Below are 15,139 nucleotides of genomic sequence, written 5' to 3' on the forward strand. Positions count from 1 at the left end.
GTCTGTATTGCCTCATTATTTCTAAGGAATTCTTCTTTGTCCGCTTGTAGTATTATAATATCCTGTTGTAAATTCTCGATCGTTTCATCTTTTTCAGTTAATTGTTCAAGCGACGCATTAAGGCGTGTCTGTATTGCCTCATTATTTCTAAGGAATTCTTCTTTGTCCGCTTGTAGTATTATAATATCCTGTTGTAAATTCTCGATCGTTTCATCTTTTTCAATTAATTGTTCAAGCGCTGCATTAAGGCGAGCCTGTAATGCCTCATTATTTCTAAGGAATTGTTCTTTGTCCGCTTGTAGTATTATAATATCCTGTTGTAAATTCTCGATCGTTTCATCTTTTTTAGTTAATTGTTCAAGCGCTACATTAAGGCGAGCCTGTAATGCCTCATTATTTCTAAGGAATTCTTCTCTGTCATTGATGGATGTTTTTAATAAAGTTTCCAAATTTCTGTATTCGGCTTCCCACTCATGTCCTTTTGAATTATTCTGATGGTATTCTTTGGCCTCTTTCCTCAATTGAATTATTTCGTTTTTATACTTTTCTAGTTCGTCTTCACTTAATTGTTTTTCTTTTAATAATTTTTCTGAGTTTTCCTTATGCATTTGAGCCTTTTTTCTTAATTCTTCAGTCGATTTGACAAGCATTTCATACTTTTCTTCAAGTTGATTATTTTTTAGGACTACTTCCTTTCCCTGATCACCTTCCTTAAGTCGAGCTAATTTGGTTTGATAAGCCCTATTTTCCAGGAGCACCTTATTGTATTCGACAAAGAGTCGGTCTCTTTCCTGAAAATACCGATTATGCTCATTTACAACCCCCTGCATTTCCTTTCTTAGATTTTCATTCTCATACCGTAATCTTACTATTTGTTCTTGGTAGCCCCGCTCTCTTTTTTCGCTAATAGAACGGCCTTGCAGAAGTTCCGACTCCAAATGAATTACTTTCTGTTGCAGCTGTAATGTGGTTAATTTTTCTAATCGCTGCCTTTTTAACATTCGTTGCCCTCCCCTAGGCAAAAGCCCATTTTGCCTTACAAATATTTTTATGCAACTTTGAGTCTAACTTTTACTAACATTCCAATAAAATAATCTTTTATATAAATTCCGTGACAAAATAATGGCAAGTGAATATAACAGTGTGTAGGGATACTAAGCAATTCGAGGGAATTATTTTAATTATTAATTTTTCCTATTTTACTGTTCAAATCATAAAAAATAAATTTTTAGGCTTGGTTTACCAAAAATTAGAGAACATCCTAACATGTTAGGAATATATTGTAATGGGTGAACTGTTGGATTCCTAAATATACAATAGGCAACCCAATAAAGATACAGAAAAAGAAAGGATGATTTTTTCATGGATTTTAAAGCTATTAATGGCGGTCAGGAGACTCTTTGTATTAAGGTAAACAAAGTCTACGACTGGGTCACTCGCCAGGTAGATGTACCTTTATTGGCATTTGATAGAGGTGACCTTGGGGCTACATTGTTTTTTGATTGCCCAGGGGGAATTACACCAACGCCAGGATCTGATGACCCATGTGCGATCCTTGGTGGTAATTATACTGTAGAATGTTTCCCTTCCGACGAAGATGGAAACCCTATTGATCCTTTAGCACCTGGTGCTATTCTTTGTACTGAAATCCCGCAGCCAGAAGGCCGTGCAAGTGGGCAGTTTCAATTGCCTGATGGGAGCACAGTTGTACTTCAAAAGGTTAAGGTATTAAAAAAGGGGTTTATTGTTGTTCGTGTGACAAACCCTGCAGGCGAGGTTTGTACATCCTTACCAATTCCTTGGGCTGTTTCCGAGAAGTTCTTCCTTTGTGCACCTCCTGGCACGTTCCTTCAATGTGAAATTACAGACTTTGAATGTGATGCAAACCTAATTTGTCGACCATTAGCAACACCTGGAACTTTTGAATTTCAACAACTCGATATCTCCATCAATCTCTGCCAAAATGTTCAGATGGAGGCATTGGTAAAACTTGAGATAACAGCTGACTTCTGTCAGCCGCGGACGGATATGCCGTTTGTATGTCCGCCACTTGCATTCCCACCACAATGTCCTACCGTCTTCCCAGGAGTAGGACCAGTACCCACACCTTAACAGAGGGAAAATAAGAAGCTTTCGGAGGAGGTAAAACTCCTCTTTTTTGTTTTGGCAGCAAAAAAAATAACGAAACCAACCTTAGTTAGAAGATGTTACTATCATGAAATAAAAGGTCAAAGCATAGAATAGTGGCAATATTTAGTGAAACCCGAAGGAGTGATCCAGTGTTGTTTTGGAAAAAGAAGGAGCAGAAAAACGCAGAGGGCCTAGCATGGTTCAGTTATGCTGTAATGCTTCCGAATAAGGATGAAGAAGAAAAGGAGATAACCATCATTGGAAACTTTATTATTAAAAATACCAGCGGGATAGTACTCAATAATCCAATCATTTGTATACGAACAACCCCTCCACAAAATGTTCATCTTGGTGGAAAAATTGGTTCTGTATCCCATGCTGCTCTAATGATTGACGGTACTAATACGGAAGCATGGCATTATTTGTTCGATAATTGGAAGCAAAGAAGCTTGGAAACAGGAGAACATGTACTCAAACCTAATAATTGCAAATATATAGATACCGATGGAAATCTGATATTTTCAAACGAGATACGTATTTCTACAACAAGTGAGCATAGCTTCGCCTTAATTGAAGGTTTTTTTTATTGTGACGAAATAAAAAACGGAATTCCCTCATTAAACAATATTACAATAAACTTTTAGGTGATAAACAATGAAAATATTAATGATAACCTCCGGTTATAAAGGTATCTATGATTATTTCGAAGTATGGATCAAGAATGAACTAGCTAAAAAGCATGAGGTTAAATTATTTCAGTTGAAGGATGGACTAACTAAATTACAGTTGGTTACTAAAGAGTTTAAACCTGAACTAGCCCTCACATTAGTAGGTTTTAAGTTACCACTCCAAATGGTTGACTGGTTAAAAAAGAATCTAGTTAAGACAGCTGTATGGTTCACAGAGGACCCCTACTTTATGGATCGGACAAAAGTGCTTTCTCACTATTATGATTTTGTATTCACCATTGATTCTGCGGCACAGGACTACTATAAAAATAACGGCCATTTACAATCTCACCAATTGTCGCTTGCTACAGAGCCACAAGTATATAAACCGAAACAAGTCGAAGCAAAATTCAGGAGCGATATTTGCCTCATCGGTTTTCCCTATCCCGACAGGATCCAACTAATCCAATATCTTTTACAAAATACCTCTTACAATATTAAAGTTGTAGGTCAATGGGCACGTCGGTTATTCCGCTTTCGGAGCAATCCTAGGTTAAAGATTCATGAAGGCTGGGTGAATCCTTCAGTGGTCGCTGATTATTATAATGGTGCAAAGGTTGTATTAAATACACATCGACCATTCAACCTGAAGGAAAACCAAAACAAGCTCGGGGTTGTCGCCAAAAGTATAAACAATAGAACATTCGATGTTGCGGCATGCGGTACATTTCAACTGATTCAATTCAGAGAGGATTTGCCGAACTCTTTTATCCAGGATAAGGAAATTGTATCATTTACGAATACTCAAGAGCTTTGCCAAAAGCTAGATTATTATCTTGAATCTGAAGAAGAACGCATATGGATCGCGGACAATGCAAGAAAACGAGTATTAGAAGACCATACTTTTGAGCATAGGCTCGTAAGTCTGCTAGAAATAGTAAAGGATTAGGCTCTACAAAATGACATTTTAATTGAAGGAGATGTTACATTTGGAAAAAAAAAGCAAGCTTTTTCTTGTTTTATGTCTTCACCGTTCCGGGTCCAGTGCAACTGCGGGTGTTATGCACCTTTTAGGTATTCATATGGGAGATAAACTTCTCCAGGCAACTAAGCACAATCTAAAAGGACACTACGAAAATGTTGATTTTGTACAGTTGAATCAGGAAATTTTGAGAAGTGTCAGAAGCACTTGGAACAAGCCGCCGAGTCAGGAACAAATTGAAAAGACCAAATTTTCCGTTGCAAAAATACAGGCTTTTATTGACAAGAATAAAAAACCTATTTGGGGACTTAAGGATCCCCGGACACTATTAACTTTTGAACTCTGGAAACCTTATTTAGAAGAAGCAGCGGATATCACCTATGTCTTCGTTCATCGACCATTCGATGCCTCCGTCCAGTCACTTGCAAACAGGGACCGAAATACGATTGGTGCGGCAAATCAAATCTTAATCCCATATTTGAAAAACCTCTACCATTACCGTCATAATTTCAGCCTGCCTCCTGAAAACATAATTGATGTTTGTTACGTAGATTTCCTAAATAATCCAGAACCTTTTGTTAAGAAAATAAACGAAAAAGTCGGTAATCCGCCCGAATATCGTCTTACGGAGGTCGAAACTTTTTTAGATAAAAGGCTTAAAACTTTTTAACGACATTCATTAACTCCTAATTTTTGCTGCTCTTGAGCTTCGAATCACTTGTCAAATAGGTTTTTAATCGTTCATTAAATTGGCTAATACGCCTATTCGTATAATGGTTTTTAGAAAAAGGTTTTAAAAATCCTGTTTCATCATTCATTTTGTGGTAGTGAATAATTACGGGATCGCATTTTTTCATTTCGTAGCTTATGTTTGGAGTTAAATGAAAGTTCATTATCAACGGCAACCTTGCAAATGGCAAAGAATGGGCTGCAAAAGCAAGGGTTAAGCTTGCCTGCTCGCAAAAGAAGAAATACTTACCTAACAAATTTCTTGTTTGTGATAAATCTAAAGTGTATTTTTTCCAAATTGGAAAAAAAGACTGTATCATCGTAGTTGGGAAAATTAATACCCCTGCATTACAATACCAGATTGTTTTCTGTTTTGTGATTGCAGTCAAATAGTTTTGCTTTGGCAGCGGGAGACGGTAATAAGCAAAAAGTTTATGAAATATGGTATTCGGAACCGTTAACCCTGCTGCCATTTCCGCCTGAAAATGCTCTCCGTCAATATAAGAATATGGATCCTGAACCATAATGGTATCACAGTCCAACAGCATAACCGTGTCATAAGAAGTTATTTCAGGCAACTCAAACAGTCTTAGCTTGTTAGAAGGAGGGTGTGCTACACTGAAACGCTTAACAATTCGTACAAACACACCCCATTTTTCTAGTTCTTTCACAAATTCAGGATCTGCTTGATCTACCATACAAACGAAAATATTAGCTCCCGCCATCTTTCCGCCAAACCATCGGATGGATTGTACAAGTCTAAGGGCCTGTGTCTGATATTTCTTATTATTTTCCGCCACACACCCAACCATCATGCGTCCGGCTCCAGAAACTAAATGGCGATAATCTTGTTCTGTATAAACCTCTTTTGCGTCGACAGTGTATTTTGTTAACCATTTTTTATGATGACTTAAAAATCTTTCCTTTTGATCTTCACTAAATATAGAAAGGTCTGCTTTCCTTACAAATGCATAGACGTCGTCTTCTGATGCAGCCATAATCAAATCGTTTTGCAGGCATTCCCTTAATAATGTGCTGCATGTTTGTTTGTTACAACGAAGTCGGCTAAAGTCTAATTCATCCGTCCCAAGTTCGTTAGGATTTTCAAAAAAGGTTGTTTTAATGATGATTAAACCACCCGGACTAAGGGCTTTTTTTAGTTTCTCCCATACGGAAGCCATTTCAAAGATAGGAACATGTTCCAATAAATTCAAAAACATAATGACTTGATAAAGGTTGTTATCATTTAGATCTTCTACCTGGCAGCAATTTAATACCTTTTCTGTTTCAACATTTGGCATTATAGAGTGAATAAAATGACTCAGATTCAATTCGGTTCCTCCTCCCCTTCAAATTTGTCACCTTTTGGATCTCTGTTCGAGGCAGGTTGTTCCATTTTCGTAAAGCAAATCATTTTCTGATTCCTTGGATGCCCCCAATCACCTATATATTCAAGCCGTAAGGACGAATCTTTTATAAAATATTCGAATATGGAAAGATGATAATGGTACGGGTCTTTATCAAGGTACGTAATAGGGCCTCCCGGCTGGTTGACGGGATCATCATTAAAATCGTCGTTCGTTTCAAAAAAGGTGGCATAAAATTTCCCGCCTGGATTAAGTACTTTTTCTATATTGATCAAACATCTTTGGATAACATTTATTGGCAAATGAGTGAAAACCGATTGAGCAATTGCATAATCAAATTTTTTATTAAAAAGTTTGAATTGAAAATGATCGTTAACCAATAACATTGGTTTTTTTCCTGTTAGATTAGCCTTTTTTATTTCTGCCCGACCAGCTTCTATAAGCGAAGAATTGATATCCAAGCCACAATACTTGCCTTCATTTACATACTTAATAAAATAAATTCCACCCCGTAAGCTGCCACATCCTACATCCAATAGTTCGTGTTGTGGCTTAAGCCCCATCTCTTGCATAAATCCAAGCTGCTTCTTCCCCATCTCATCCCACATTCCACCTACTTTACTGCGATGGCGCCCTTTTTGTATATCCAGATTGGTAAGTTTTAAATTATAATACTGATTCCACATTTTCGCCAATCCCTCCTGACAGTTACTGTTAATATATTGCAAGCATCAGGATTTTGTTCTCATTGGGTAAATACACCATTTTACTTATTCATAATTGTTATATTTTTGCAGAACAAATTGGATTGTTATACCAATCGCTGCATTAGATATATTAAACATAATATTACATGTTTTACGAGTTACTTCATTATATATATGAACTAAATGGAACTAAGATTCCTATTTCGATTTTTATCTATCCTCCATTTTATATATGCAAATCAGAATCCCATGGTGTTTCATACCAATTCCTTCATTATATAATACGATACATTTTTAATCCCATTGGCGGCATTCACCAATTCTTCATTATATATATGCTATGTTCATACCTATAAGTGAGAACGAGAAACAATTTTACCTTTGAAATGATATTTAAAGGAGATGTAGGAATGAAAATTCTGCTTGCCACGTTTTGGAGCATTCCCCATATGGGTGGTGTATGGAATTATATGGAGCAATTAAAAAAAATGCTTGAATCTCTTGACCATGAGGTGGACTTAATGGGGTATGGAGAGGGCAATAAATACTTGCATTTATTGCCGCAAAAGAAGGTTATTGAATGCGACCGCTTCCTTCCCATTATTAATAAAATATATGAAGAATCAGAATCGCTTTATTATAAAGAACCCGTATTGAATTACTATGAAAATCTACGATATTGTTACGAGTTAGGTGCAGCCTATTTCAATTTAGGAAAATATGACTTGATTCATACTCAAGATGTCCTTTCTACTGCATGCATTAATCGAATAAAGCCGGAAAGAACAGCCTTAGTAGCTACTCTTCATGGCAGTGTTGCTCAAGAAATGAAGGATTTCGCCACTAACGTTTATAAAAAACCCTCCTCAAACCTAATCATCAAATACTTTGAGAACATGGAATATCTCGGGGCTACGTCCGCAAGATACACAATCGTGGCAAATGAATGGATGAAAAATATTTTATCAAACGATTTTAATGTACCTCCTGAACAGCTAAAGGTACTGCACTATGGATACGATACAGATACTTTTGTGAAAGGAATGAGTGAAGCCTCTCCTGTTAAGAAACCAAATGACAAGAAAGTCATTTTTTATGCGGGACGGCTGGTCGAGTTGAAAGGCGTTCACCATTTGATAACGGCACTCAGCCACTTAAAAAGAAAACGGGACGATTGGGTCTGCTGGATTGCGGGAGAAGGCAGCAAAAAAGAAGAATTACAACATCAAAGCAAGGCTTTGGGTTTAGAAGAAAATATTTTATTCTTAGGGAAACGTGATGATATTCCCAGTTTATTGTCCAATTCGGACATTTTTGTACATGCCAGCCTTCTTGATAACCAGCCTTTATCCGTAATCGAAGCTCAACTTGCCGGCATAGCTGTTATTGTTAGTGACGCAGGTGGATTGCCTGAGATGGTTGAACATGGAAAGACAGGTATCATTACACGAGCGGGGGATCCAACTGCTCTGTTTTCACAATTAACCGAATTATTGACAAATGATCAATACAGAGAAGCCCTCGGTTCCAATGCCAAAAAGTGGGCATTAACATACTGGTCAATTGACTCAGCGGTTAATAACTTGCTAGGTGTTTACCAAAGTGCGCTTCCGAAAAAATAAATGTTTTAACCAGTCTAACCTATCAACATCTGGGGTTATCCACAATTAAGGGAGGAAACGGTGAATGAACATATTATTTGTTTTTTATGTACCAAGCGGGGGAGTAGAGACTTTAAATCGGCAAAGAGGCAGAGCACTTAAAAAGTATAATATTAATAGTCATTTCCTTTATTATGAGAAAAGACGGCAGCTAATGAATGATCATAATGCTCCTACGTTTATAACAAATAATGACACCGAAATAAAAAAAATCCTACAAACAGGAAATTACGGTGCTGTTGTTGTTGTTTCAGATTTTCAAGCATTGCCGAGGTTCCGAAAGTTGGGTTATAAAGGAAAAATGATAATAGAAATTCAAGGATACGGTCCAAAAGAGACAGCACGTGATGCACTTACGAATGCCAAGCCCCTTGTATTATCCCATGCAAATGGATTTCTCAATCCCAAAACTCCACATATCACGCAATTATTAGATGAAATATATCCCTCTTTTCCGAAATTCAGTTTCAATAATTGTTTTGATACGACTGAATTTTCTTATCGTTCATTACCATTAAACACCACCCCGATGGTTGCATGGATTGGCAGAATTGAAGATAACAAAAATTGGCGGGAGTTTCTTCACATTGGCAATCGACTGGTCAAAAATTTTAATTCGAATCTCCAGTTACATATGTTTGAGGATCCTACTATCAGTAGTCCTATGGAAAGGAAGGAGTTTGAAAATTTAATTCAACAACTTAATTTGAAACGAAATCTTACCATTCATTCGAATGTACCGAATTCTAAAATGGCTGATTATTTCTCCATGATTGGAGATTCCGGCGGCTTTCTATGCTCGACCTCCAAGGTGGAAGGAGCCCCGTTGTCCCTTCTTGAAGCCATGAGCTGTAAATGCCCTGTACTGACTACAGATTCAGATGGTGTAAGAAGTTCTATTGTGCCAAACCAGACCGGAAAATATTATACTTTAGGAAATATTGAGGAAGCCGTCATTCAAGCGAAAGAATTAATGACAAACAAAACATTAAGAGAACAAATTCGTTCACATGCTCAAGAATATGTAAAGAAACATTTTAATCCTGATCAGTATAGTATAAATTTTATTAATATGCTTAAAGCACTTGGAATAAAGGTTTAGATAATAGTTGAAAATTACTTAAATTAATTGCCGGTGTGATTTCTATTTAAATGAAACAAATCCCTGCACACAATCGAGGGCGGGATTTGGTTTCGAATGATTTGCTTTAAAGTTTATGTTTTAGCTTATTATATGAACTAAAGATCTGAAGAAATCGAGGATCGGGAATCGTATAGTCAGGCGGAAGCCGGTCAACAATCATTTCCCACATGGCCTTGTCTTGTATGGGAGCTAAAAGTACTAAATCTTTCGGTGTTACTAATTTAATACGTAAGACTTTTTCAGGATGCCCTTTTTTTCCATGAAGTGCGGATAATCTTTCTCTTATTCTTTGTTGTGGTTTCGATTGATTCAAAGGCCCGATTTTTTCAATTTGCTGTTGCTTCACCTGGGAAGGTGTGTCAAATGTCTGTTGTCCGTTGACCTGCGTAGGTATGACTCTTCCCCTCTGCTGTTGCTTTACATGGGAAGGTGTGTTCATTGGTTGTTGTCCGTTGACCTGCGAAGATATGATTCTTCCCCCCTGCTGTTGCTTCACCTGGGAGGATGTGTTCAATGTTTGTTGTCCGTTGACCTGCGCAGGTATGATTCTTCCCCTCTCCTGTTGCTTCACCTGGGAGGATGTGTTCAATGTCTGTTGTCCGTTGACCTGCGAAGGTATGACTCTTCCCCTCTGCTGTTGCTTTACATGGGAAGGTGTGTTCAATGTCTGTTGTCCGTTAACCTGCGCAGGTATGATTACTCCCCTCTGCTGTTGGTTCACCTGGGAGGATGTGTTCAATGTTTGTTGTCCGTTGACCTGCGCAGGTATGATTCTTCCCCTCTGCTGTTGCTTCACCTGGGAGGATGTGTTCAATCTCTGTTGTCCGTTGACCTGCGCAGGTATGATTCTTCCCCTCTGCTGTTGCTTCACCTGGGAGGTCCTGTTCAATGTCTGTTGTCCGTTGACCTGCGCAGGTATATTTCTTCCCCACTGATGTTGCTTTACCTGGGAAGATGTGTTCAATCTCTGTTGTCCGTTACCCTGCGCAGGTATGATTCTTCCTCTCTGCTGTGAAATCGGCTGGGGAATCCTGCCCCTGCTCCTTCTCGGATGATTTAACTGTCTATTACCGCCTTGGATTCTCTGCTGTTGGATAATCTTTTGCTGGCCCATTCTTATTTGTTGCTGTTGCCTCGTCTCAAAGAACCTAACTGGTTTTTTTTGCTGCCGACTGACATTTGAGGACCAACTTCCGGGGACTGCTCTGTGGCCAAGCTGATGGTACTTAAGGGATTGTGAAAAAGTCCTTCTCTGCATCTGAGGGTTTGGCAGCGGTCGTGTAGTAAGCCTTCCAAATTGATGATAGTGAGGCAATTTCATCTGTTTGCTGAGCCTTGGCTGAACCCTCCTCGGTTGATTGAATTTTCGATCCTGTCTGTTCACAAATTTTCTCCTCCCTTACGTTTAAGTACCTTCTCGTAGATTGCGAGTGTTTTAGAGATCATTGTTTCTAAGTCCCATTTCACCCTTCCGCGTATTTGAGCGTTAGAGGCCATGGTATTTCGAAGTTCTGTATTATCTAACAAATTCTTGATATTTTGATATAAGATTTCACTATTTCCTATTGGTGATATAAAACCGGTATGACCATGGGCTACTGCTTCGGGCAATCCTCCAGCATCCGTAGCCACCACAGGTACTCCCGCGATGTGAGCTTCCATAACGGCATATGGAAAGGATTCTTGTAAACTTGAAAGCACGCAGATATCTGCTTGCTTTAAGATAGCTGGAACATTCTTTTGTGCTCCAAGAAACCTTACGTTTTGAAGCAGATTTAACTTTCTTGCTTTGGTTACTAACTCAGTTTGCAAATTTCCATCCCCCACCAGCCAGCAAACCCAATCCGTACGCTGCTTTTTTAGTTTGGCAAAAGCATCTAATAGAGTGTTATGCCCTTTGATAAACGCCAATCGGGCCGGGCAGACAATGACGGTTTTACCAGGAGGAGCAAGAACAGGAGGAGTTTCCTCCATACTTTTTGTAAACTGATTAATGTCAAGAGCATAAGGGATAATCGTTAACTGATTATCTTCCACGCCAAAATCATTTATTAATAGATCCTTTAGCCATTTTGTTGCAACAATTGTTATGTCACTGGATGCAGCGCCGATATATTCCTGCCAATGTATATAACTCCATTCCATATCGTTTCTGTTATTGATGGCCTGTTTTTTAATAGAAGGATTCCTTTTTTGGAATAAATATTCCGTTGCTATACACCCATGAATACTTGCCACAAGTGGAGTTTTTTTTGGTTTAACACGTGACAATAATCGTGTCGAAAAAATATCCTGGGTATGAATTAAATCATAATTTTCCAGATTTAAATAACTTGCTGCCAGTTCAAAACAGTAGTAATTCATTTCATTACTTTTATAGAAAGAATCCCTCTTAGAAAATGAGTGGCTTATAACTCTGCTTACAACCTTTTGTATGTTATTTATTTCAACAAATTTATTGGTATTAACAAGATAATATCGATTTAAAGATGGATGCTTGGCAAGAATATCAACTTCATGACCTTTCCTTTCCAGACCTTGCTTTAATTGATCGATATACATGGCAGATCCCCCTATGACAGGGTGTTTCCAAAAAGTTGCTAATAATATTTTCAACTCTGACACCTCATTTACGAGTTACCCTATCATATGAAACCCACAAAAAAATGGACCGGGCGCCAACTTTTCCCGATCATCATCTAAAAAGAATCAATATCTGGTTTGGAGCCGTACGTTTCAGGACACGATATCCATTTTCAGCAGGGACCGCTATTCCTTGATCGTTCGGCATGCAGTATCCATTGCTTTTGCAGAGGCCATTATCTCTTACCAACAATTTTCCTAATAGCCCAACTGCCACCCATTCAGGTCTGCCGCTGCGGGGCAAGTAATCGCGGGAAGCGTCCCAATCAGGATTCAGTACCGGTCTATGATCTTTCCGTTGCGGTACGATTACATTGCCGGAATTGTCCATTATAGGGGGGACTATGACATCTTCGTACAATATTTCCCCCCACTCGGTAGTCAAATACTTGTGATTCCACCTTAGCTCTCCGCTATCCGCCAAGAATGCAGGCTTTGCACTTGTGATTCCAAGAATATAATCATCTTGTCCGTTTGCTATACGAACCTTATCCTCTTCCAATGTTACAAAGCAGCCGAATTCAATTGGATTCCCATCAGCTGTTTCAAACATTTCTGCATAATCGGCTGCCGGGGTTGAGACCGTTCCGTCAACTTTTACGTTTCCGTCGCTTAATATTTTAGCAGCCAATCCAGGCGTTGAGGTGTCCTGGCCATTTGCCAGGTACCACGAATAGGGCAGTTCATTTGCTGCACCAAATTTCCCCATCACATGAACACCTTCTAGAAAATTTGCATTTGTTGATTGCCCCTCTGTATGGGAGAAAAAACCGGATGCAACCGTGTTTACTCCCTCCGCATGTGATGTAAAACCGCTAGCAATGTTAAGTGCCCCTTCAGCATGAGAATTTTGTCCTGTTGCCTGTGTCTGATTTCCTTCGGCATGTGAAAGATCACCTGAAGCGAAGGTACGCTGCCCCTCCGCATGGGCAAAAATACCGGAAGCAACTGTCAAGTTTCCTTCTGCATGAGAAGCTCTTCCGTTGGCCTGAGTCGTGTCGCCTTCTGCATGTGAAGATTCCCCTTGAGCCCTGGTACCTTGTCCTTCTGCATGAGAGACGAGTCCACTGGCGATGGTATTTTCCCCCTCGGAATGGGACGCGATACCAGTCGCAGTTGTCAGGTTTCCTTCAGCGTGGGCATATAAATTCAATGCTCTTGTAGTTGAACCCTCTGCATGTGAGGCATAACCGGAGGCTAAAGATCCACTGCCTTCTGCATGTGCTGTATTTCCACTAGCTCTTGTAAAATATCCCTCCGCATGCGATGCCACACCATTGGCAGTGGTAGCGGAGCCCTCTGCATGCGCTGCATCTGCTGTTGTTAGAGTGGAAAAACCCTCAGAATGAGAAGCCCTCCCATTCGCAGTTGTATTGGCACCTTCGGTATGTGAGGCTGTCCCATTGGAAGTCGTGTTCATCCCTTCCGCTTCGGAACAGGTCCCTATAGCATTTCGATTACATCCATTAGCCATTTCTCTACTCCCCTAAAAAAGTCAATTTGTATAAGTTTGAGTTAAATCATTTTTTTATAAAGAGAAAAACTCCCAAGAAAGGAGTTTTTCATTTAAAGAACTAAGTGAAATCAATTATTCAGAGTAGGCTTGGGCATTGAAGCTTTCAGGACCTGTACGTGTCGGTGCAACTGGTACTCCCCCAGGTATTCTAACGAAAGCTTGATAAATTAAAAATCCAGGATTTGGCGGATTAAAATCTGCGCCGGTAAAAGTTAATATATTTCTTGCAGCGACCCCTACGGTACCAGCAACATCTGATGTTTCCGTGGCAGAATAAATAAGAACACGAGTTGGCCCTGTTCCCCTGTAAACTTCAACTGTGACTGGCACCGCTACCTGAGCAAGCGAACTAATACCGACGGTCCCGGTAAATTGAATACGAAGATTTACCCCCGCACCGGCAGTGTTAAGGCCAAGAGTAGCAAAAAGTGTAGGAGTAGCAGAAAGAGGAATGGAAATCGCACCGCTATGGCTGATATTTTGGGAAATTTGCGCGTCTAATAATCTAGTCAAGCAAATCACCTCCTTTTTCATTGTACTTAATTCTATGTAATGAATTTATAAACTGATGGACAAGTATACTAGTGTTATCACACAGTTTTATATATTTGGTAGAATTGGCAATTTCTCTATCATTAATTTTCTTATTAAACCAATAACTAACAAAAAATATAGAGAGGTCACTTTACCCCTCTGCTCAGAAAAAAGTTGCTCTATTTTTTCGATTTACGCTGTTAGGATAGCTTGTTTTGCTGTTCCTTGATTTTTTGCAATTCTTTTTGTTCATCTATGGTTAAAGTAGTAAGTTTTTGATAAAAAAGCTGCTTTGCAAATTCGTAAAGTTCTAAATCTAGTGCATTATGCTTTCTAATCAAGTTGATATCCGAAGATGGGATTTCCTGTTTTTTCCTGCGATTCTTTGTTATGTTTTGTTTTGTGTAGTAAATATTTTTCCAATCAAATTCCTTCTTAAATAGAACTAGTGACTCATTGAATGATTCGGTAATACCTACAGCTTTAAACGCTTTTAGATTTTCTTTTGCTTTTTCCAAAGTAGGGTTAAACATTTGTCCGGAAACCAGCTTAGTTTGCATATTATTGGCTTCAGGCTCTTGTAACACAAATTCTGCAAGACTCATATTTTTTACTCTTTCATAACCAGGATAATTCTGTAGAAAATAATACGCAGACAAAACACGATCGATTGGCTCCCGCATCATAGTAAAGTAAGTATATGGTTTTTGAAAATGCTGGTGGATTCCATAAAAATAATGCCCTGCAATGGCTTTAATGTTTTTCTTTTCCTCCATGGTTACCTTATCAATTGTTTTCTTTATCCCTTTTAACGAATCATGATCAAATATTTCACCAAAAAGGTATTGTTTTCTAAAAATATCATTTAAAGTAGTTCCCCCCGTTTTAGGTATATGCATAAAAACAGTAAGGTTATCGTTTGTCATGTTGTTAATCATCTCCACTCTATTAGAAACATTTTATTTTAAACAGCATATGTATTTATATTCAATATTGTTAAGCTAATAGGTTTAAAGAACCAATATATATCACATTCAACATTTATCACATATATTAAA

At 38.6% G+C, this 15,139-nt stretch carries 14 protein-coding genes; 6 read left to right on the top strand and 8 right to left on the bottom strand.

Features of this window, described 5'->3' with window-relative positions; genetic code table 11:
- On the bottom strand, positions 1–1,001 hold a 1,001-nt coding region (locus tag ACIQAA_RS13980), incomplete at its 3' end, for a coiled-coil domain-containing protein (protein WP_402620381.1).
- Positions 1,002–1,362: 361 nt separating this feature from the next.
- On the opposite strand from ACIQAA_RS13980, the gene ACIQAA_RS13985 reads away from it, so the two are divergent.
- The 4 genes from ACIQAA_RS13985 to ACIQAA_RS14000 all read left to right on the top strand — a co-directional run bounded on the left by ACIQAA_RS13985 (position 1,363) and on the right by ACIQAA_RS14000 (position 4,450).
- A complete protein-coding gene (locus ACIQAA_RS13985; RefSeq protein WP_374932101.1) occupies positions 1,363–2,112 on the top strand; it encodes a BMQ_0737 family morphogenetic spore coat protein in 750 nt (249 codons plus the stop codon).
- 167 nt (positions 2,113–2,279) lie between these two features.
- A complete protein-coding gene (locus ACIQAA_RS13990) occupies positions 2,280–2,774 on the top strand; it encodes a hypothetical protein (RefSeq protein WP_402620383.1) in 495 nt (164 codons plus the stop codon).
- A gap of 10 nt (positions 2,775–2,784) precedes the next feature.
- Positions 2,785–3,747 (top strand): CgeB family protein, encoded by a 963-nt coding sequence (locus tag ACIQAA_RS13995; protein WP_402620385.1) that lies wholly within the window; start codon positions 2,785–2,787, stop codon positions 3,745–3,747.
- 40 nt (positions 3,748–3,787) lie between these two features.
- Positions 3,788–4,450 (top strand): sulfotransferase family protein, encoded by a 663-nt coding sequence (locus ACIQAA_RS14000; protein ID WP_402620388.1) that lies wholly within the window; start codon positions 3,788–3,790, stop codon positions 4,448–4,450.
- A gap of 16 nt (positions 4,451–4,466) precedes the next feature.
- Here ACIQAA_RS14000 and ACIQAA_RS14005 read toward each other — a convergent pair whose 3' ends face one another.
- The gene (locus tag ACIQAA_RS14005) at positions 4,467–5,840 is read right to left on the bottom strand and encodes a glycosyltransferase family protein (protein WP_402620391.1); all 1,374 of its coding nucleotides are present in this window, start codon (positions 5,838–5,840) and stop codon (positions 4,467–4,469) included.
- On the bottom strand, positions 5,837–6,562 hold the full coding sequence (locus ACIQAA_RS14010) for a class I SAM-dependent methyltransferase (RefSeq protein ID WP_402620394.1): 726 nt from the start codon (positions 6,560–6,562) through the stop codon (positions 5,837–5,839). The genes ACIQAA_RS14005 and ACIQAA_RS14010 overlap by 4 nt, the downstream gene beginning before the upstream one ends.
- A gap of 431 nt (positions 6,563–6,993) precedes the next feature.
- Here ACIQAA_RS14010 and ACIQAA_RS14015 point away from each other — a divergent pair, with 431 nt between their 5' ends.
- Positions 6,994–8,205, top strand: a complete 1,212-nt coding sequence (locus ACIQAA_RS14015) for a glycosyltransferase family 4 protein (protein ID WP_402620397.1) — start codon at positions 6,994–6,996, stop codon at positions 8,203–8,205.
- 64 nt (positions 8,206–8,269) lie between these two features.
- Positions 8,270–9,346 carry a glycosyltransferase family 4 protein gene (locus ACIQAA_RS14020; protein ID WP_402620400.1) on the top strand — a complete coding sequence of 359 codons (1,077 nt, stop codon included), beginning with the start codon at positions 8,270–8,272 and terminating at the stop codon, positions 9,344–9,346.
- 106 nt (positions 9,347–9,452) lie between these two features.
- Here the strand turns inward: ACIQAA_RS14020 and ACIQAA_RS14025 are convergent, their stop codons facing one another.
- The 5 genes from ACIQAA_RS14025 to ACIQAA_RS14045 form a co-directional block, all read right to left on the bottom strand.
- A complete protein-coding gene (locus tag ACIQAA_RS14025; protein WP_402620403.1) occupies positions 9,453–10,502 on the bottom strand; it encodes a hypothetical protein in 1,050 nt (349 codons plus the stop codon).
- Between the two features lie 266 nt (positions 10,503–10,768).
- Complete coding sequence (locus tag ACIQAA_RS14030) at positions 10,769–12,013, bottom strand: glycosyltransferase family 4 protein (protein WP_402620406.1); 1,245 nt, start codon at positions 12,011–12,013, stop codon at positions 10,769–10,771.
- Between the two features lie 70 nt (positions 12,014–12,083).
- A complete protein-coding gene (locus ACIQAA_RS14035; RefSeq protein ID WP_402620409.1) occupies positions 12,084–13,505 on the bottom strand; it encodes a peptidase G2 autoproteolytic cleavage domain-containing protein in 1,422 nt (473 codons plus the stop codon).
- 114 nt (positions 13,506–13,619) lie between these two features.
- Entirely contained in the window at positions 13,620–14,060 is a 441-nt protein-coding gene (locus ACIQAA_RS14040) for a hypothetical protein (protein ID WP_402620411.1), read from the bottom strand.
- 221 nt (positions 14,061–14,281) lie between these two features.
- On the bottom strand, positions 14,282–15,007 hold the full coding sequence (locus ACIQAA_RS14045) for a sulfotransferase family 2 domain-containing protein (protein WP_402620414.1): 726 nt from the start codon (positions 15,005–15,007) through the stop codon (positions 14,282–14,284).
- Positions 15,008–15,139: the final 132 nt, after the last annotated feature.

The sequence above is a fragment of the Neobacillus sp. NPDC093182 genome (genome assembly GCF_044754045.1).

Coding starts and splice junctions, on each gene's coding strand:
- ACIQAA_RS13995 (WP_402620385.1), top strand. CDS start 2,785: ATGAAAATATTAATGATAACCTCCGGTTATAAAGGTATCTATGATTAT.
- ACIQAA_RS14020 (WP_402620400.1), top strand. CDS start 8,270: ATGAACATATTATTTGTTTTTTATGTACCAAGCGGGGGAGTAGAGACT.
- ACIQAA_RS14045 (WP_402620414.1), bottom strand. CDS start 15,007: ATGACAAACGATAACCTTACTGTTTTTATGCATATACCTAAAACGGGG.
- ACIQAA_RS14015 (WP_402620397.1), top strand. CDS start 6,994: ATGAAAATTCTGCTTGCCACGTTTTGGAGCATTCCCCATATGGGTGGT.
- ACIQAA_RS14025 (WP_402620403.1), bottom strand. CDS start 10,502: ATGGGCCAGCAAAAGATTATCCAACAGCAGAGAATCCAAGGCGGTAAT.
- ACIQAA_RS13985 (WP_374932101.1), top strand. CDS start 1,363: ATGGATTTTAAAGCTATTAATGGCGGTCAGGAGACTCTTTGTATTAAG.
- ACIQAA_RS14010 (WP_402620394.1), bottom strand. CDS start 6,562: ATGTGGAATCAGTATTATAATTTAAAACTTACCAATCTGGATATACAA.
- ACIQAA_RS14035 (WP_402620409.1), bottom strand. CDS start 13,505: ATGGCTAATGGATGTAATCGAAATGCTATAGGGACCTGTTCCGAAGCG.